Here is a 17921-nt window from a genome sequence, read left to right on the forward strand (position 1 = left end):
AAAATACAAGCGAAAGATACATATTTTTGCAGGATGCAGAACTTTATCAGTTACAAAAATAGTAAAATAGCATATTTAGATGTTGGAAAAGGAACTACGATAGTTTTGCTTCATGGTTTTTTAGAAAACGCGACTATGTGGAGTAGCGTAGTAAAAGAGCTATCTAAAACAAATAGAGTAATTTGTATTGATCTTTTGGGTCATGGAAAATCAGACTGTATAGGGTATGTTCATACGATGAACGATATGGCAGAAGCAGTGAAAGAAGTTTTAACTTTTTTACGACTTAGAAAATTTTATATAATTAGTCATTCAATGGGAGGCTATGTTTCCCTAGCGTTTGCAGAAAAATATTTAGAAAATATAAAGGGATTGTGTTTGTTAAATTCATCTGCACAAGCAGATTCTGAAGCGCGAAAAGAGTTACGTACGAGAGTAAGTGAAATGGCGAAAACGAATTATAGTAATTTAGTAAAAATGTCTATCTCAAATTTATTTGTAACCGAAACTAAAGCAGTTTTTACTTCAGAAATAGCACAGATAAAAAAAGAAGCCTTACAAACTTCTGTTCAGGGATATATTGCAGCAACAAAAGGAATGCAATTAAGAGAAAATAAAGAAGCTGTTTTACAAACTGTTGCTAAAAGATTGATAATTGCAGGTGAAAATGACCCTGTAATAAGTTTTAATTCGATTGTTAATGAGGCAAAGCGAACAAAAACACCTTTAATAAGATTATCAGGAGGGCATATGAGTCATGTAGAAGATAGGGATGAATTAATAGCTAGTCTAAAGAAATTTATTAAAGGCTAAATATTTTCTGTTTCTTTGCAGTGTAAAAAAAAGATACTTATGAAAATTCATCAACTAGCGACCAAAAAATCTATTTTAAATAAATTTTTAGCAGAAATAAGAAATGTAGATATTCAGAAAGATTCTATGCGTTTTCGTAGAAATATTGAGCGAATAGGTGAGATTTTAGGGTATGAATTAAGTAAAAAATTATCTTTTGAAAACAAAGAGATTAAAACACCTTTAGGTACAAAATCTATAGAAAACCCAGTTAACGATGTAATTTTATGTTCAATTCTTAGAGCAGGATTGCCATTGCATAACGGATTGTTAAATTACTTTGATGATGCGGAAAATGCCTTTATTTCAGCATATCGTCATCATCCAAATAACGATGAAGAATTTGAGATTGTTGTTGAGTATTTCGCCTCACCGTCAATAGATGATAAAACATTATTATTAGTTGATCCTATGTTAGCTACAGGTAGATCTATAGTTGCGGTTTATGATGCAATTAAAAAATACGGGACACCAAAAAAAATTGAAATAGTATCAGTAATCGGTTCAGCAGAAGGCGTAAGATATATCGAGGATTTTTTTCCTAAAGACACCAATTTATGGATAGCAGATATTGACGAAGGGTTAAATGATAAAGGATATATAGTTCCTGGTTTAGGAGATGCAGGTGATTTGGCTTTTGGCGCTAAAATGTAGCCTTATATAAAATTTGTTATAATCGATATAGCTAAAAATAGTAACAATAATACATTTCCAATCCATTTGTGTTGATATAATTCTAGCCCGTTTGCTAATATTACCGCTACAGGAAAAAACACGAATAATAATTCGCTACTAGCTTTGTTACTCATTAAGAGGATAATTAGTAAAGAAATTATTAGGTGAATAAGAGTTAAAATCCAGTTTTTTCTAAAAGCATTAAGTACTGCCAGTGCCTTAGGACTTTTTAAAACAATTGCAGCAATAACTAAAACAGCAATAAATATATTCTGAAATAAATACTTGGGACTCAGGTACAGATTAAAATCGTAGTGAAAACTCCAGTTGAAAAGAAGGTAAAAATCACTCACCTTATTATACCAAAAACAATAGGTAAAAAATAAAAAAACTACGCTTCCAAAACCGATTAAAGGCGTTAAAAGTGTTTGATAAGTGTATTGTTGATGTAGATATATAGAAATATATAATAATACGGCAAATAAGGCAGTATATGGTTCTATTAAGAAAGAAATACCTAGCCATAACCCACCATCAAATAATTTATGAAGAGTGTTTTTTTGAGACTGTAAGCTATATACTTTACGTAAAAAAAGTAAAACAGTTAAGCAAGCATAAAAAGTACTATTAATAATTATTACATCAGGAAAAAAACCAATAAGTATTACAAAAAATAAAAAAGCAAAAGAATTATCAAAAGTTAATTGATTTTTAGCAAGAATAAAGTTGAAAATAGAAAAAACAACAATAAATCCAAGTAATTCTTTAAAGAGATTAAGAGATAATTCTTTAGAAAATAAGCTGAAAGAAAAGTAAATTAAAAACAGTGCAAACAGCACTATAAAATTTACAGGTTTTGATTTACCGAAAAAATTGGCTAACATGGTTTCTTTTTATACTTTTGCAAGCGTAAAGATAATCAAGTTATGTTAGGATTAAATATTTTTAGATTAATTGGAGAATTATTTCAGTACATTTTAATCCCATTCAAATGGTTGCGACTAGAAGTTGCAAAAGGAGATTTAGGATGGTGGACATCAAATGCTGTAAACTGGCTATTTGTATTGGTGTTAATCGTTTTATTTGGGTATTGGATGTGGCAATCGGCAACTTTCTTAAAAGAAGGAACTGAAGATAAAGCTTAATTTAGATACACATTGGGAAGCAAAAATAAATTAAAACGTTTCAAAGAAAATGAAACGTTTGCTAACGTACTTCAGCCTACAAGAGAAGAAGTAGTTGGTGATTTTTCTTTAAAAGGAAAATGGCATACTTTTTTTAAAAACGACAATCCAATTGTTTTAGAGTTGGGATGTGGTAAAGGAGAGTATACGATTGCTTTGGCAGAGAAAAATCCAGGTAAAAATTTTATTGGTATTGATATTAAAGGAGCTCGTTTTTGGCGTGGTGCAAAAACTGCAATAGAAAACGATATGCAAAATGTTGCCTTTATTAGAACACAAATAGAATTGGTAGATTACATTTTTGCTGAAAATGAAGTTGATGAAATTTGGATAACATTCCCAGATCCACAAATAAAATACCAACGTACAAAGCATAGAATGACCAATACAGCATTCTTAAAAAGGTATGATCATATTTTAAAAGAAGACGGAATCATGAACCTAAAAACCGATAGCGAATTTATGCACGGTTATACTTTAGGTTTGTTACACGGTGAAGGTCATGAGATTATACACGCAAATCATAACGTGTATAAAAACGAAGGCGCGCCAGAAGAAGTAACTTCTACCCAAACTTTCTACGAAAAACAATATTTAGAAGTAGGAAAGCCAATTACCTATATCCGATTTAAATTAAATTACTAATTTTACTCGGTGAGTAAAAATCAAAATTTTTTCGAAAGAGTTTACGAAGTAGCAAAGCTAATTCCGTACGGACGAGTAACTAGTTATGGTGCTATTGCAACTTATCTAGGTGCTGCAAGATCTGCAAGAATGGTTGGTTGGGCAATGAATAATTCTCATTCTAAAAATATACCGGCTCATAGAGTAGTAAACCGAATTGGCCTACTCACGGGAAAGCAACATTTCGATGGCACAAACTTAATGCAACAGCTTTTAGAAAATGAAGGCATTGTTGTAATTGAAAGTCAAATACAAGATTTTAAAATTGTTTTTTGGAGTCCGTTAAACGAACTGCCACCTGAAGAAGAGCTTTAGCTTGTAAATAAGGGCGTTTATCTCGGTTTTTTGATTAAAAACACTTCATAAAATAGAATTATCACTTCATAAAGAATCACAATCTAACTCCCTTTATTTTCTGACGCCTAAAACGTATCTTTGCAACTAGGTATTAATTAATTTAATTAAACACTCTAATGAGTTTTAAAAAACAAGATATATACAAAGCGTTAGAAACTATAACAGCACCAGGAGAAGGTAAGAGTTTAGTTGAAAACGAAAACATAAAAAACATCGTTACTTTTGGTAACGAAGTTATTGTTGATGTAACAATTTCTAACCCATCTTTACAAGCTAAAAAGAAGGCAGAAGTAGAAATTACGAAAGCAATTCACGAAAATGTTGATAAAGCAATCGATGTAAAGGTGAATGTAAAAGTTGAGGTAAAGGAAAAGGAAAATCCGAATGAAATAAAAGGAAAATCAATTCCTAATATTCAAAATATTATAGCAATAGCGTCGGGTAAAGGAGGTGTAGGTAAATCTACCATTACCTCTAACATGGCAGTATCTTTAGCTAAAATGGGCTTTAAAGTTGGTGTTTTAGATGCTGATGTTTATGGGCCATCTCAACACATAATGTTTGATGTTGAAAAAGAAAAGCCTTTAGCAGTAAAGGTAGACGGGCGTTCTAAAATGAGACCTGTTGAAAATTACGGTGTAAAATTATTATCTCTAGGATTTTTTACAGATCCTAATCAAGCAGTAATTTGGCGTGGGCCAATGGCTTCAAAAGCATTAAATCAATTAATTTTTGATGCAGATTGGGGAGAATTAGATTTCTTACTAATAGATTTACCTCCAGGAACAGGAGATGTACATTTATCAATCGTACAAGCAGTGCCAATTAACGGAGCCGTAGTGGTAAGTACACCGCAAAACATTGCTTTAGCCGATGCTAAAAAAGGTGTTGCAATGTTTAAGCAAGAAAGTATTAATGTACCAGTATTAGGTATCGTAGAAAACATGGCGTATTTTACACCAGAAGAATTACCAGAAAATAAATATTACATTTTTGGTAAAGGTGGTGCTAAGAATTTAGCTAAAGATATCGAAACTAGTTTTTTAGGTGAAATACCATTAGTGCAAAGTATTCGTGAAGCAGGTGATGTAGGTCATCCAGTGGCATTACAAGAAAACACTCCTTTACAAAAAGCATTTACAGATGTAACCAAAGAAATGGTTTCTCAATTATTAAAAAGAAATGCTAATTTGCCAGCTACCGAAGTAGTTCGTATTACTACGATGAGTGGTTGTAGTACCAAATAATTAAAAAATTATGACAGCAACAGAAATAAAAGATAACGTAGAAAAAGCTTTAGAAGAAATTCGTCCCTTTTTAATAAGTGATGGAGGAAACATAAAGTTATTATCTATTGAAAATAATAAAGTAAAAGTTCAGTTAGAAGGAGCTTGTAGTGGTTGTACAGTAAATCAAATGACGCTAAAAAATGGCGTTGAGGCAACCATAAAAAAATATGTTCCATCAATAGAAGAAGTAATTAATGTAGCTTAAAACTTGATTTTTATCAGGTTTTAATAACTGCAAACTTATTATTTTTGGGCGTTCGAGCGCGCTTTCGCTACTCGCTTTTTTAAAAATAGAAAAATATTTTAAAAAGAGCTCAAACAAGCCGCTCAATCACTAACGCATATATTCCTGTCTTTTTTTGAAGACAGGAATATCAGTATAAAAAAGAAAATATTTGTCATTAAAATGATACAAACAGATATACTAATTATAGGAGCAGGTCCAACAGGATTGTTTACCGTATTTGAAGCAGGATTATTAAAACTACGCTGTCATTTAATTGATGCATTGCCACAACAAGGAGGGCAATGTTCAGAAATTTACCCTAAAAAACCTATTTACGATATACCAGCGTATCCAGAAATTTTAGCAGGCGATTTAACCGATAAATTAATGGAACAAATTAAACAATTTGAACCAGGATTTACTTTAGCTGAACGCGCTGAGACAATAGAAAAACAAGAAGATGGTAATTTTATAGTAACCACTAATAAAGGTACAAAACACAAGGCGCCTATAGTGGCAATTGCAGGTGGTTTAGGAAGTTTTGAGCCACGTAAGCCTCCAATTCCTGGTATTGCAGATTATGAAGATAAAGGTGTTGAGTACATGATTAAAGAGCCAGAGCTTTACCGAGATAAAGATGTGGTTATTGCAGGAGGTGGAGATTCTGCTTTAGATTGGTCTATTTTCTTAACAGATATAGCTAAATCTGTAACTTTAGTACACCGTAGAAATGAATTCCGCGGAGCGTTAGATTCTGTTGATAAAGTACAGGAATTAAAAGATGCCGGTAAAATTAATTTAGTTACACCGGCTGAGGTTAAAGGAATCGTTGGTGAAAATAGTGTTGAAGGTGTTTTAATCGAACAAAAAGATAAAGAGCAATATGCATTAAAGTGTGATCATTTTATTCCGCTTTTTGGATTGTCTCCAAAATTAGGACCTATTGCAAACTGGGGATTAGAAATTGAAAAAAACGCTATTAAAGTAAATAATGCGTTAGATTATCAAACAAATATTCCGGGTATTTATGCGATTGGAGATGTAAACACTTATCCAGGAAAATTAAAGTTGATTCTCTGTGGTTTTCATGAAGCAACGTTAATGTGTCAAAGTGCTTTTCAGCGTATTTTTCCAGATAAAAAATATGTAATGAAATATACCACAGTTGGTGGAATAGATGGTTTTGATGGTACGCGTAAAGAAGCTCCGAAAGCAGTGGTTAAAAAAATCGAATAATATTTTAATCGATTTTAGGTTGGTTATAAACATATAAAATTTGACATTAATAGACTACATAGAACAATTATCACAAGATAAACTCTTGTACTTTGCATTGCCAATATTTTTAATTTCGATGTTGGTAGAGTATCAAATATCAAAAGAAAAATACAATGCAAAAGACACGGGGATATCAATCTTAATGATGATTTTTTCTGCAATTGTTGAGTTTTTTCCTAAGGTAATAGCCTTTATTGTTTTCTTCTATTTACACGAGTTTAGTCCGTTAAAAGATATTGTAGGGCGACAATGGTGGGTGTGGATATTGCTGTTTTTTGCAGATGATTTTGCCTATTACTGGTTTCATCGTTTAAATCATGAAGTTCGTTTGTTTTGGGCAGGTCACGTGCCGCATCATTCATCAATTCACATGAATTTAGGTACAGCTTTACGTCAAGGAGTTGGTGAGCGTATTCATAAATTTTTCTTTTGGATATGGATTCCTTTATTGGGTATCGATCCATTAATGATGTTTGTAATGATGTCTGTAAGTTTAATTTATCAATTTTTTGTTCATACAGAATTGGTAGATAAGCTGCCAAAACCAATTGAGTTTATTTTTAATACACCTTCGCATCATAGAGTACACCATGCATCAAACATTCGTTATTTAGATTGTAATCATGCGGGTATTTTAATTATTTGGGATCGTATTTTTGGTACTTTTTCTGAAGAATTAAAAGATATCGAACATCCCGTTTACGGTTTAACAGTAAATATTGAAACGTATAACCCTATAAAAGTTGCAACACACGAATATTCGGCAATTTTAAAAGATGTAAAAAGAGCTCGTAAATTTTCTGATAAGCTAAATTATATTTTCAACTCACCCGGTTGGACGCATGACGGAGAAGATAAACGAGCAAAAACATTACGTAAAAAAATGAATTTGTAATATGGAACAAGACATCACCCTAAAAATAACAGACAGAGAAGGTGTTTTACACGAAATTCAAGCACCAACAGATATGGCAATGAATTTAATGGAGGTTGTGCGTTCTTACGAATTAGCGCCAGAGGGTACAATTGGTATTTGTGGTGGTATGGCAATGTGCGCTTCTTGCCAATGTTATATAAAATCAGCGCATGAATTACCAGAAATGGGAGACGATGAAGACGCAATGTTAGCGGAGGCTTTTTATGTAGAAGATAATAGCCGTTTAGGCTGTCAACTAGCAATAACTCCAGCGCTTGATGGTTTAGAAGTTGAACTAGCTCCTGAAAGTTAAATATTAACTGAAACTTTCTGTATATTTGTGGAGCAAGCAACTAAAAAAGGCTAAAAGATGTATTTAGACTTACTATCACATTTAAAATTTTTGATAAAACGCAATCCTGAATAATTAATGGAATAATCTATCAATGTTAAAATGTAGCAATACTTATTTGTTACATTGTTATATTAATTTATTAAACTATTAAGCAATATGCCTTTTTATCATAAGTTAGGAAATATTCCACCCAAAAGACACACACAGTTTCGTAAAGAAGACGGAAGTTTGTATTACGAACAATTGTTTGGTACGATTGGTTTCGACGGAATGTCTACCAATTCATATCACGAACACAGGCCTACTATGGTCAAAGAAATTCGCAAGCAATACTCTGTTGCTCCGAAAATAGCGAAAGCAAATAATATTCAGTCGTATCGTTTTCGTGGATTTCAAGTAAAACCAGAAAACGATTATTTAGAAAGCAGAAAAGTTGTTTTAACGAATTCAGATTGTAATATAATTTTATCGGCGCCAAAAAAATCTAAAACCGATTATTTTTATAAAAACACCGATGCTGATGAGGTAATTTTTATACATAAAGGAACCGGTAAACTAAGAACACACCTTGGAAATATCGATTTTAAATACGGAGATTACTTAGTAATTCCACGTGGAATTATTTATAAATTAGATTTTGATGATGAAAACAACCGCCTTTTTATCGTTGAGTCATACTCGCCAGTGTATACTCCAAAACGTTACAGAAACTACTTTGGTCAACTATTAGAACATTCGCCATTTTGCGAACGCGATTTACGTAGACCACAAGAATTAGAAACTTATAATGAGTTAGGTGATTTCTTAATCAAAGTAAAAAAGCAAGGAGAAATTATAGAAATGGTCTATGCTTCACATCCTTTTGATGTGGTTGGTTACGATGGGTATAATTTTCCGTATGCATTTTCAATTCACGATTTCGAGCCAATAACAGGTCGTATTCATCAACCGCCACCAGTGCACCAAACATTCGAAACAAACGCATTTGTAATTTGTAGTTTTGTGCCTCGTTTGTACGACTATCATCCAGATTCTATTCCAGCTCCATACAATCACAGTAATATCGATTCTGATGAAGTTTTATATTATGTTGATGGCGATTTTATGAGTAGAAACGATATTGATCAAGGCCATATTTCATTGCATCCGGCAGGTATACCTCATGGTCCGCACCCAGGAGCAACCGAGCGCAGTATTGGGCATACAAAAACTGAAGAATTAGCTGTAATGGTAGATACATTTAAGCCGTTACAAGTTACCGAAGAAGCAATGAAAATTGCCGATGAAGACTATTATAAATCTTGGATAGAGTAAAATAACGATTAGAAGCTATTTCCTGCTTTTTGTTATACCTTTTTGTGAAATCCAAAAAGGATGTCACTCCAATCAGGGCTAAACATACTTGCAAGTAAATTGCATAAACAAACTATTAAAATCATCAAAAGATGGCAAAAGATATAAAATCAGTAAACTACGGTTTAGAAAAAATATTTGAAGGAGCACAAGATTTTCTTCCATTACTAGGTACAGATTACGTTGAGTTTTACGTGGGTAACGCAAAACAGGCAGCACATTTTTATAAAACAGCATTCGGATTTCAATCACATGCATATCGCGGATTAGAAACAGGTTCTAAAGACTCTGTGAGTTATGTACTAACACAAGATAAAATTAAGTTGATGCTAACAACTCCGTTAAATAGCAAATCGCCAATAAACGACCATATTGTAAAACATGGTGACGGTGTAAAAATTGTGGCACTTTGGGTAGAAGATGCAAGAAAAGCATACGAAGAAACAACATCAAGAGGTGCGAAATCTTATATGGAACCTACTGTAGAAACAGATGAACACGGTGAAGTTGTAAGAGCAGGAATTTATACTTATGGAGAAACGGTACACATGTTTGTAGAGCGTAAAAACTACAACGGTGCATTTTTACCAGGTTTTCAAAAATGGGAATCAGACTATAATCCGCCAAGTGCAGGTTTAAAATTTATCGATCATATGGTTGGTAATGTTGGATGGAACCAAATGGATGTTTGGGTAAAATGGTATGAAGATGTTATGGGGTTTGAAAACTTTTTATCTTTTGATGACAAGCAAATTCACACAGAATATTCCGCTTTAATGAGTAAAGTAATGTCTAACGGAAATGGTCGTATTAAATTTCCAATAAACGAGCCAGCGAAAGCAGCAAAACGTTCTCAGATAGAAGAGTATTTAGATTTTTACGAAGGAGCAGGTGTGCAGCATATTGCAGTTGCAACAGATGATATTATTAAAACAGTATCTCAATTAAAAGCAAACGGAGTAGAGTTTTTATCAACGCCACCAGAAGAATATTATAGATCAGTTCCTGGAAGATTAGAAGAATTTAGCCATGAATTAAGAGAAGATATCGAAAAATTAAAAGGTTTGGGTATCATGATTGATGCTGATGAAGAAGGGTATTTATTACAAATTTTCACAAAACCAATTGAAGACAGACCAACGTTATTTTTTGAAATTATTCAAAGAATGGGGGCTCGTGGATTCGGAGCAGGTAACTTTAAAGCATTGTTCGAATCTATCGAAAGAGAACAAGAAAAAAGAGGAACTTTATAAAAGAAATTAGAAAATAGACTAAAGAAAAGAGACGAGTTTAATTTGTCTCTTTTCTGTATTCTCATAAAAGAATGAATAAAGACGAATTGCTAAAGGCAATAGAAAATAAGTACGAAAAGTTAGGTGTTCCGTTAGAAACAATGTTAGAAGGTTTGTTGCATAGCACACCAATAACATATTGGGATTATATTCAAACCGATGCACTATTAGGATTGCAAATACCAAGAACAACAGAGCCTGATGAAATGGTTTTTATCATGTATCATCAAGTAAATGAGTTGTTATTTAAAATGGTATTATGGGAAATTGATCAGATTTCACTTTCTGAAGAGGCTATTGCAGCCGATAAGTTTTCAAAGCATTTAATGCGTATCAGCAGATACTTTGATATGTTGTGTAATTCGTTTACTGTAATGCAAGACGGAATGGATGTAGAGCAGTATTTAAAGTTTAGAAACACGTTGGCGCCTGCAAGCGGATTTCAAAGTGCGCAATATCGAAAAATTGAATTCGCATCAACAGAACTGATTAATTTAATTGATGCACGATATAGAGATACGATTGATAGAAATTCGTCTTTTAAAAATGCTTTCGAGCATTTGTATTGGCAAGCAGCAGGTAAAAATCATCAAACAGGTAATAAATCAATCTTAATTAAACTTTTCGAGAAAAAGTATATGGGAGATTTTATCGATTTTATGGAAGATTATAACGACTGTAATTTATCTACAAAGTTTAAACAACTTCCAGCAGATGTTCAAAAAAATGAAGAATTAGTTAAAGCGATGCGTCATTACGATTATACCGTAAATGTAAAATGGGTAATGGCACATTATAACGCTGCAGGAAAGTATTTAGGTGGCGGAGATAAAGATTTAGAAGCTACAGGCGGAAGTAATTGGCGTAAATATATGCATCCAAAATACCAACGCAGAATATTTTTTCCGTATTTGTGGAGTGAAGAAGAACTAAAAAATTGGGGAACATTTTAATCCTGATTAACAATACTAAAAAAGCTGCTTGATTTTAAAATCAAACAGCTTTTTTTAGTTTGGAACAGTAATTGTCTTACTTTTTTCATAAGTTTGAATACTATGAAGAAACAGCTAATTTTTATTTCCGTATTATTTTTTACCACAATTACTTTTGGTCAACAAAAACCAGTGGCTTTTAAAGATGGCGAATGGCTTAAGTTTAAAATGAGTTATAGCGGGTTTTTAAAAGCTGGTGAAGCTACATTATCATTAAAAGAAGAAGTTTTAAATGGTAAAAAAATATTACACGCTACAGGAAAAGGAAAAACAACAGGAATGATTAAGTGGTTTTTTAAGGTAAATGATAATTATCAATCATATTTTGATAAACAAACAGGAAAACCTTATTTGTTTAAAAGAAAAATTGATGAAGGAGGTTATAAAAAAAACAAACAAATAACATTTAATCAAAATAAAAACACTGCGCACGTAGAAGATTTTAGAAAAAAAACGGATACACTTATTTCTGTAAATGGTCCGCAAGATATGATTTCGACTTTCTATTTTTTAAGGAGTTATGATACTAAGGCAATGAAAAAAGGTGAGGAGATAAGTATAGATATGTTTTTTGATAACAAAAGCTATCCTTTTAAATTGCGTTTTTTAGGTAATGAAACTCTAAAAACAAAGTTCGGAAAAGTTAAAACACAAAAATTCAGACCAATCGTTCAGTCAGGTAGAGTGTTTAAAGCAGAAGAAAGTGTAACTATTTGGATCACTGCAGACGATAATAAAATACCAATAAAAATGAACGCTTCTTTATCTGTGGGTTCTCTTCGTGCAGAGTTAGAGTCGTATAAAGGATTAGCAAATCCTTTTGAAATAGTTTTTGATTAAAAATAAGATAAGTCGTTTACTTATCGTTAAAGTGTCATAAACAATAGTTTTTATTTGTATTTTTGCGGATAAACTCAATTTTAAATCACTTTTTTTGAAAAAATTTATTTTACCACTTCTTGTTTTTTACTTGTTTCTATCCTGTAAAGAAGAAAAGAAAGATGCTATAAAAATCCCTATTAAAATAGAAAAACCAAAGCCTATTTTTGTCTTCGGTTTTAATTTAGATAACTACAATTTAGTAAACGATACCATAAAAAGTGGAGAAAGTTTTGGTGTTATTTTAGATAGGTATCATGTTATGTATCCTAAAATAAACGAAATAGCAACAGTAATTAAAGATACTTTTGATGTAAGACGAGTTAGATCTGGTAAAGCATACACGATACTTACCTCTAAAGACTCTTTAGAAAAAGCACAGGTTTTTATATATAAACATAATAAGGTTGATGCTACAGTAATCAATTTTAAAGACTCTATTATATCTGCATATAGCGTTAAGAAAAAAATTAAAACAGTAGAAAAAGAAATTGCTGGAGAAATTTTTTCTAGCTTATCAGTTACTATGGATAGTTTGGGCTTAAAACCAACCTTAACAAATACTGTTGCTGATATTTATGCATGGACTTTAGATTTTTATGGTTTACAAAAAGGCGATAGTTTTAAATTAATTTATGAAGAGAAATTTATTAACGATTCTGTTTTTGTAGGGTACGGTGAAGTAAAAGCAGCGGTTTTTAATCATAAAGGAGATGATTTACATGCCTATAAATTTGTAGGAGACACGATAAATAAGATCTCAGAATTTTATGACGAAAAAGGGAATATGTTGCGAAGAGCATTTTTAAAATCACCAATTAAATTTCAATATCGTATTTCATCGCGTTATAATTTAAGGAGGAAAATAGCACTTTATGGCAGAGTGCGTGCGCATAGAGGAACCGATTTTGCAGCAAGATACGGAACGCCTATTATGACAACGGCTAGCGGAACCGTAGTGAAATCAGCAAGACGTGGTGGTAACGGAAATTATGTAAAAGTAAAGCACAATAGCACTTATAGCACTCAGTATTTACACATGAAACGCAGAAATGTTAAAGTGGGGGATTATGTTAAGCAAGGAGATATTATAGGGTATGTAGGTATGACAGGAAATACAAGTGGACCGCATGTTTGTTATCGTTTTTGGAAATACGGAAGAGAAGTAGATCCTTTTAGAGAAAAATTGCCTTCAGCAGAACCTTTAGACCCTAACATGAAACCAGCGTATTTTGAATTTATAAAACCATTCAAAAAACAACTAGATAAAATTAAGTTGACTAAAAAGGATACAGTTTCTAAGCCTTTAATTGAAAAAGAACTATTACTGACACATTAAACTATGCCTTTAGAAAATATAAATCCAATTCAAACCGAAGCGTGGAAAAAATTAGTCGACCACTTTAGTGAAGCACAAAAATATGAGTTAAAAGAACTTTTCCGTAAAGATAAAAACAGAAAAGAACGATTTTCTATTTCTTTAGGTGATTTAAAAGTTGATTACTCAAAAAACCACATAACTCAAGAAACAATTGATTTATTAGTTTCATTAGCAGAAGAAACGAAGTTAAAAGAAGCTATTGATAAATATTTTTCAGGAGATAAAATTAATGTTACAGAAAATAGAGCTGTTTTGCATACAGCTTTAAGGAGTAATTCAAATAGCCCTCTTTTAATTGATGGAAAAGATATAAGACCCAAAATACAAACCGCTCTTAGAAAAATGAAAAGCTTTAGCAATAAAGTTATTTCAGGAAAATGGAAAGGTTTTACAGGTAAGCCAATTACAGATGTTGTGAACATTGGTGTAGGAGGTTCTGATCTAGGTCCGCGTATGGTTGTTGAGGCATTACAGTTTTATAAAAACAAATTAACCACACATTTTGTTTCTAATATAGACGGAGATCATGTATCTGAAATATTAAGTAAGTTAGACCCCGAAACCACGTTATTTGTAATTGTATCAAAATCATTTACTACAGATGAAACTATAACGAATGCAAATATCATTAGAAATTGGTTTTTAAAATCGGCCATCGTTTTTGATGTAGCGAAACATTTTGTAGCCGTATCTTCTAATATTGAAGAAGCAGTTAATTTCGGAATTGACAAAAAAAATATTTTCCCAATGTGGAATTGGGTTGGAGGACGATTTTCATTATGGTCAACCGTGGGGTTGTCTATTAGTTTGTCTATTGGGTATGATAATTTCAAAGAATTATTAAACGGAGCAGAAGAAGCTGATGAACATTACAAAGATGCTGACTTTAAAGAGAATATTCCTGTAATACTAGCTTTGTTAAGTATTTGGATGAATAATTTTTTTAAATGCGAAACAGAAGCAGTTTTACCATATAGCTTCAATCTGTCTATGTTCCCTTCTTATTTGCAGCAATCTGTTATGGAAAGCAATGGTAAAAGTGTTGATAGAAATGGTAAACCAGTAAACTATCAAACAGGAAATATTATTTGGGGAGCAGCAGGTACAGATATGCAACATGCTTTTATGCAATTAGTGCATCAAGGAACAAAACTAATTCCGGCTGATTTTATTGGTTTTGAAGAGTCATTATATGGTTTGGTAGATTCACATAAAAAATTAATGGCTAATTATTATGCTCAAATGGATGCCTTAGCTTATGGTAAAACAAAAGAAGAAATACATTTAGAGTTAAAAATTGAAAATAGATTAGATCAAATAAATTTATTACTACCTTATAAAACCTTTAAAGGAAATCGACCAACGAATTCGCTGCTCTTAAAAAAACTTACACCAAAATCTTTAGGGATGTTAATAGCTACTTATGAGCATAAAATATTTACACAAGGTGTTATATGGAATATTTACTCTTTTGATCAGTTTGGGGTAGAGTTGGGTAAGGAACTCGCAAAAAAAATGTTAAATAAATAGATTTTTTTCCTTTTTTTAATATTTTAAGTGAGTGTTTGTTGTTAAGGTAATGTTAAAAGCTTAACATTAAATTAATATTAGCAAGATATAAAAGCAAGACCTTTGCGCCGCATTTAATAACAATTAGATTAAAAATGAAAAATTTTAAAAATGTTTTACTAGTAGCACTGTTCATTGTAACAGCTACTGTTTTAGGGCAAACTAAACTTACAGGTACAGTTGTTGACGAAATGGGAGAGCCATTACCGGGAGCTGGAGTTGTAGTTAAAGGAACATCAAACGGAACGGCAACAGATTTTGACGGAAAGTTTATGTTAAACGCTAAATCTACTTCAGGTACTGTTGTATTATCTTTTATAGGATACAACAATAAAGAAGTAGCTTATTCAGTTTCAAAAACAAATTTAGGTACTGTTGAGTTAGAGCCTTCAAATGTTTTAAGTGAAATAGTAGTAACAGCAACATCTTTTGCAGTTGATAGAAAAACTCCAGTAGCAGTATCTACAATTAAAGCATCTGAAATTGAAGCTAAACTAGGAACACAAGAATTTCCTGAAATTTTAAAATCAACTCCAGGGGTGTATGCTACAAAAGCCGGTGGTGGTTTTGGAGACGGGAGAATTAATTTACGTGGATTCAGATCTGAAAATATTGGTGTTTTAATAAATGGAGTGCCAGTAAACGATATGGAAAATGGAGCTGTATACTGGTCTAACTGGGCAGGTTTAGGAGATGTAACATCTGCTATGCAAGTACAAAGAGGATTAGGTGCTTCTAAAGTAGCTGTTCCTTCTGTTGGTGGTACAATAAATATCATTACTAAATCTACTGATGCTAAACAAGGAGGAAGTGTTTCAGCTTCTACTGGTAATGATGGGTATCAAAAATATGGTATGACATATTCGACTGGTTTATTAGATAATGGTTTTGCAGTAACAGCTTCAGCTTCAAAAACATCTGGAGATGGTTACGTGGATGGACTTTGGTTTAAGGGATTTAATTATTTCTTTAATATAGCAAAAAAAATAAATGATAGCCATAAATTATCATTTACAGCTTTCGGAGCTAAACAAGAGCACGGACAGAGATTTAGTAGAAGAACAGTTGCAGAAAATAGAGCAACTGAACAAGGAGGTAAAAGATTTAACCCAGACTGGGGTTATAGAAATGGTAAAATTGAAAATACTGCTTTAAACTTTTATCATAAGCCTCAGATATCTTTAAATCATGATTGGACAATTTCTGATGATACTTTTTTAACTACAGTATTATACGCTTCTTTTGGTAATGGTGGTGGAAGAAGAACAAGAACAAGTGGTGGTGATTCTAAATTTCAATTAGATGAATATAGGCTAGGTAATTCAGATCAACCAATAGATTTTGATAAAATTGTAGCTGAGAATAAAGCAAACGGAGCTTCAGGTTCTACTGATGTGTTCTTGTCGTCAAGAAACAAGCATAAATGGTATGGAGTATTATCTACTTTAAAAACCGATTTAACAGATGAGTTAACTTTTTCTGGAGGTATAGATGGAAGATACTATGAAGGAATTCATTATTATGAAGTTGATGATTTATTAGGAGGACAGTATTTTTTAAACAATTACAGTAATGATAATAATGCTAATCAAGCATTACAAGTTGGTGATCGTTTAAATAGAGATTATACAGGAGATGTTATAAGATATGGTGTTTTTGGTCAACTAGAATATGCACATAATGATTTGTCAGTTTTCTTAGCTACAGCTTTATCTAATACGGAATATAGCAAATCTAGTTTTATAGATGATATAGTAAATCCTAATGGAACAGCTTCTGAGAAAGCAACTTTTTTAGGTTACAGTACTAAAGGAGGGGCAAACTATAATATTGATGAAAATCATAATGTTTTTGGTAATATTGGGTATTTTTCTAGAGCACCATTTTTAGCAGGTAATGTATTTACTAATAAAGAATCTGTATCTCTAAATGAAGAAGCTATAAACGAGAAAATATTCTCTGCAGAGTTAGGTTATGGTTATAGAAGTGAGAAATTAGCAGCTAATGTTAATATTTATAGGACTTCATGGATAGATAAAGCTATTGTTGTTACTGAAAGGCCTGATATTAATGGAGATATTGCTGCAACAAATATCTCTGGATTAGATGCATTACACCAAGGTATTGAATTAGATTTCACGTATAAACCATCTGATAAGTTTAAGTTTACAGGTATGATTTCTTTAGGAGATTGGGAATGGGCAAGTGATGGATCAGGAGAAAGATTTACTGATGCAGGTGTTTCTGGAGGTGTGAAAAATATTTATGCTAAAGGAGTAAAAGTTTCTGATTCAGCTCAAACAACATGGGCATTAGGTGCGAGTTACAGTCCTGTAAAGAGTACTTCGTTTTTTGTAGATTACAATTATGCGGGTGATATTTATGCGCAAATGGATTTAGATAGAAGAAACAGTGATCCTAACTTTAGAGAAAACACTTTTAAATTACCAAATTACCACTTATTTGATTTAGGATTTAGACATGGATTTGAAATTGGAGATTTAGATTCTACTATTTCAGGAAAATTAAATAATATTTTTGATACAGAATATCTATCTGATGGATTTGAAAGAGGTGACCAAGTATATTATGGTGCTGGTAGAACCTTTAGTTTAGGATTAAAAATTAAATTTTAAAAA

At 32.1% G+C, this 17921-nt stretch carries 18 protein-coding genes; 17 read left to right on the plus strand and 1 reads right to left on the minus strand.

Translation table 11 applies throughout. The annotated features are described in order from the left end of the window. The first annotated feature begins 33 nt into the window (after positions 1-33). Positions 34-813, plus strand: a complete 780-nt coding sequence (locus AC28QF_RS02930; protein ID WP_488200852.1) for an alpha/beta fold hydrolase — start codon at positions 34-36, stop codon at positions 811-813. A gap of 39 nt (positions 814-852) precedes the next feature. After that, a complete protein-coding gene (gene upp, locus AC28QF_RS02935) occupies positions 853-1506 on the plus strand; it encodes a uracil phosphoribosyltransferase (RefSeq protein WP_488200851.1) in 654 nt (217 codons plus the stop codon). Positions 1507-1508: 2 nt separating this feature from the next. On the opposite strand, the gene AC28QF_RS02940 is transcribed toward upp, so the two are convergent. Beyond that, a complete protein-coding gene (locus tag AC28QF_RS02940; protein WP_488200850.1) occupies positions 1509-2411 on the minus strand; it encodes a DUF6427 family protein in 903 nt (300 codons plus the stop codon). A gap of 42 nt (positions 2412-2453) precedes the next feature. On the opposite strand from AC28QF_RS02940, the gene AC28QF_RS02945 reads away from it, so the two are divergent. From AC28QF_RS02945 to AC28QF_RS03015, 15 genes are all read left to right on the plus strand, one after another. Next, the gene (locus AC28QF_RS02945) at positions 2454-2672 is read left to right on the plus strand and encodes a DUF6341 family protein (RefSeq protein WP_488200849.1); all 219 of its coding nucleotides are present in this window, start codon (positions 2454-2456) and stop codon (positions 2670-2672) included. A 12-nt stretch (positions 2673-2684) separates the two neighbouring features. After that, positions 2685-3356 (plus strand): tRNA (guanosine(46)-N7)-methyltransferase TrmB, encoded by a 672-nt coding sequence (trmB, locus tag AC28QF_RS02950; RefSeq protein WP_488200848.1) that lies wholly within the window; start codon positions 2685-2687, stop codon positions 3354-3356. Positions 3357-3365: 9 nt separating this feature from the next. Next, positions 3366-3710 carry an MGMT family protein gene (locus AC28QF_RS02955; protein WP_488200847.1) on the plus strand — a complete coding sequence of 115 codons (345 nt, stop codon included), beginning with the start codon at positions 3366-3368 and terminating at the stop codon, positions 3708-3710. A 158-nt stretch (positions 3711-3868) separates the two neighbouring features. After that, a complete protein-coding gene (locus tag AC28QF_RS02960) occupies positions 3869-4999 on the plus strand; it encodes an Mrp/NBP35 family ATP-binding protein (RefSeq protein ID WP_488200846.1) in 1131 nt (376 codons plus the stop codon). A 10-nt stretch (positions 5000-5009) separates the two neighbouring features. Then, a complete protein-coding gene (locus AC28QF_RS02965; protein WP_218771730.1) occupies positions 5010-5246 on the plus strand; it encodes a NifU family protein in 237 nt (78 codons plus the stop codon). Positions 5247-5447: 201 nt separating this feature from the next. Continuing rightward, positions 5448-6503 (plus strand): NAD(P)/FAD-dependent oxidoreductase, encoded by a 1056-nt coding sequence (locus tag AC28QF_RS02970; protein ID WP_488200845.1) that lies wholly within the window; start codon positions 5448-5450, stop codon positions 6501-6503. A gap of 40 nt (positions 6504-6543) precedes the next feature. Continuing rightward, a complete protein-coding gene (locus AC28QF_RS02975; RefSeq protein ID WP_488200844.1) occupies positions 6544-7440 on the plus strand; it encodes a sterol desaturase family protein in 897 nt (298 codons plus the stop codon). 1 nt (position 7441) lies between these two features. After that, positions 7442-7774: a 2Fe-2S iron-sulfur cluster-binding family protein gene (locus AC28QF_RS02980; RefSeq protein ID WP_218771728.1), complete on the plus strand. Its 333-nt coding sequence runs from the start codon at positions 7442-7444 to the stop codon at positions 7772-7774. A 198-nt stretch (positions 7775-7972) separates the two neighbouring features. Continuing rightward, a complete protein-coding gene (locus AC28QF_RS02985; RefSeq protein ID WP_488200843.1) occupies positions 7973-9130 on the plus strand; it encodes a homogentisate 1,2-dioxygenase in 1158 nt (385 codons plus the stop codon). A 131-nt stretch (positions 9131-9261) separates the two neighbouring features. Beyond that, the gene (gene hppD, locus AC28QF_RS02990) at positions 9262-10422 is read left to right on the plus strand and encodes a 4-hydroxyphenylpyruvate dioxygenase (protein ID WP_483703757.1); all 1161 of its coding nucleotides are present in this window, start codon (positions 9262-9264) and stop codon (positions 10420-10422) included. A 71-nt stretch (positions 10423-10493) separates the two neighbouring features. Continuing rightward, complete coding sequence (locus AC28QF_RS02995) at positions 10494-11414, plus strand: tryptophan 2,3-dioxygenase family protein (RefSeq protein WP_488200842.1); 921 nt, start codon at positions 10494-10496, stop codon at positions 11412-11414. A 102-nt stretch (positions 11415-11516) separates the two neighbouring features. Beyond that, positions 11517-12293 (plus strand): DUF3108 domain-containing protein, encoded by a 777-nt coding sequence (locus tag AC28QF_RS03000; protein ID WP_488200841.1) that lies wholly within the window; start codon positions 11517-11519, stop codon positions 12291-12293. 94 nt (positions 12294-12387) lie between these two features. Beyond that, a complete protein-coding gene (locus AC28QF_RS03005) occupies positions 12388-13671 on the plus strand; it encodes a peptidoglycan DD-metalloendopeptidase family protein (protein ID WP_488200840.1) in 1284 nt (427 codons plus the stop codon). 3 nt (positions 13672-13674) lie between these two features. After that, positions 13675-15243 (plus strand): glucose-6-phosphate isomerase, encoded by a 1569-nt coding sequence (gene pgi / locus AC28QF_RS03010; RefSeq protein WP_488200839.1) that lies wholly within the window; start codon positions 13675-13677, stop codon positions 15241-15243. Positions 15244-15377: 134 nt separating this feature from the next. After that, on the plus strand, positions 15378-17918 hold the full coding sequence (locus AC28QF_RS03015) for a TonB-dependent receptor (protein WP_488200838.1): 2541 nt from the start codon (positions 15378-15380) through the stop codon (positions 17916-17918). Positions 17919-17921: the final 3 nt, after the last annotated feature.

The organism is Tenacibaculum sp. M1.3A, from assembly GCF_057732375.1.

What these genes read in the sequence shown, in the direction of transcription:
- AC28QF_RS02930 (WP_488200852.1), top strand. Translation starts at nt 34, where the DNA reads ATGCAGAACTTTATCAGTTACAAAAATAGTAAAATAGCATATTTAGAT.
- upp (WP_488200851.1), top strand. Translation starts at nt 853, where the DNA reads ATGAAAATTCATCAACTAGCGACCAAAAAATCTATTTTAAATAAATTT.
- AC28QF_RS02940 (WP_488200850.1), bottom strand. Translation starts at nt 2,411, where the DNA reads ATGTTAGCCAATTTTTTCGGTAAATCAAAACCTGTAAATTTTATAGTG.
- AC28QF_RS02945 (WP_488200849.1), top strand. Translation starts at nt 2,454, where the DNA reads ATGTTAGGATTAAATATTTTTAGATTAATTGGAGAATTATTTCAGTAC.
- AC28QF_RS02960 (WP_488200846.1), top strand. Translation starts at nt 3,869, where the DNA reads ATGAGTTTTAAAAAACAAGATATATACAAAGCGTTAGAAACTATAACA.
- AC28QF_RS02965 (WP_218771730.1), top strand. Translation starts at nt 5,010, where the DNA reads ATGACAGCAACAGAAATAAAAGATAACGTAGAAAAAGCTTTAGAAGAA.
- AC28QF_RS02970 (WP_488200845.1), top strand. Translation starts at nt 5,448, where the DNA reads ATGATACAAACAGATATACTAATTATAGGAGCAGGTCCAACAGGATTG.
- AC28QF_RS02980 (WP_218771728.1), top strand. Translation starts at nt 7,442, where the DNA reads ATGGAACAAGACATCACCCTAAAAATAACAGACAGAGAAGGTGTTTTA.
- AC28QF_RS02985 (WP_488200843.1), top strand. Translation starts at nt 7,973, where the DNA reads ATGCCTTTTTATCATAAGTTAGGAAATATTCCACCCAAAAGACACACA.
- hppD (WP_483703757.1), top strand. Translation starts at nt 9,262, where the DNA reads ATGGCAAAAGATATAAAATCAGTAAACTACGGTTTAGAAAAAATATTT.
- AC28QF_RS02995 (WP_488200842.1), top strand. Translation starts at nt 10,494, where the DNA reads ATGAATAAAGACGAATTGCTAAAGGCAATAGAAAATAAGTACGAAAAG.
- AC28QF_RS03000 (WP_488200841.1), top strand. Translation starts at nt 11,517, where the DNA reads ATGAAGAAACAGCTAATTTTTATTTCCGTATTATTTTTTACCACAATT.
- pgi (WP_488200839.1), top strand. Translation starts at nt 13,675, where the DNA reads ATGCCTTTAGAAAATATAAATCCAATTCAAACCGAAGCGTGGAAAAAA.
- AC28QF_RS03015 (WP_488200838.1), top strand. Translation starts at nt 15,378, where the DNA reads ATGAAAAATTTTAAAAATGTTTTACTAGTAGCACTGTTCATTGTAACA.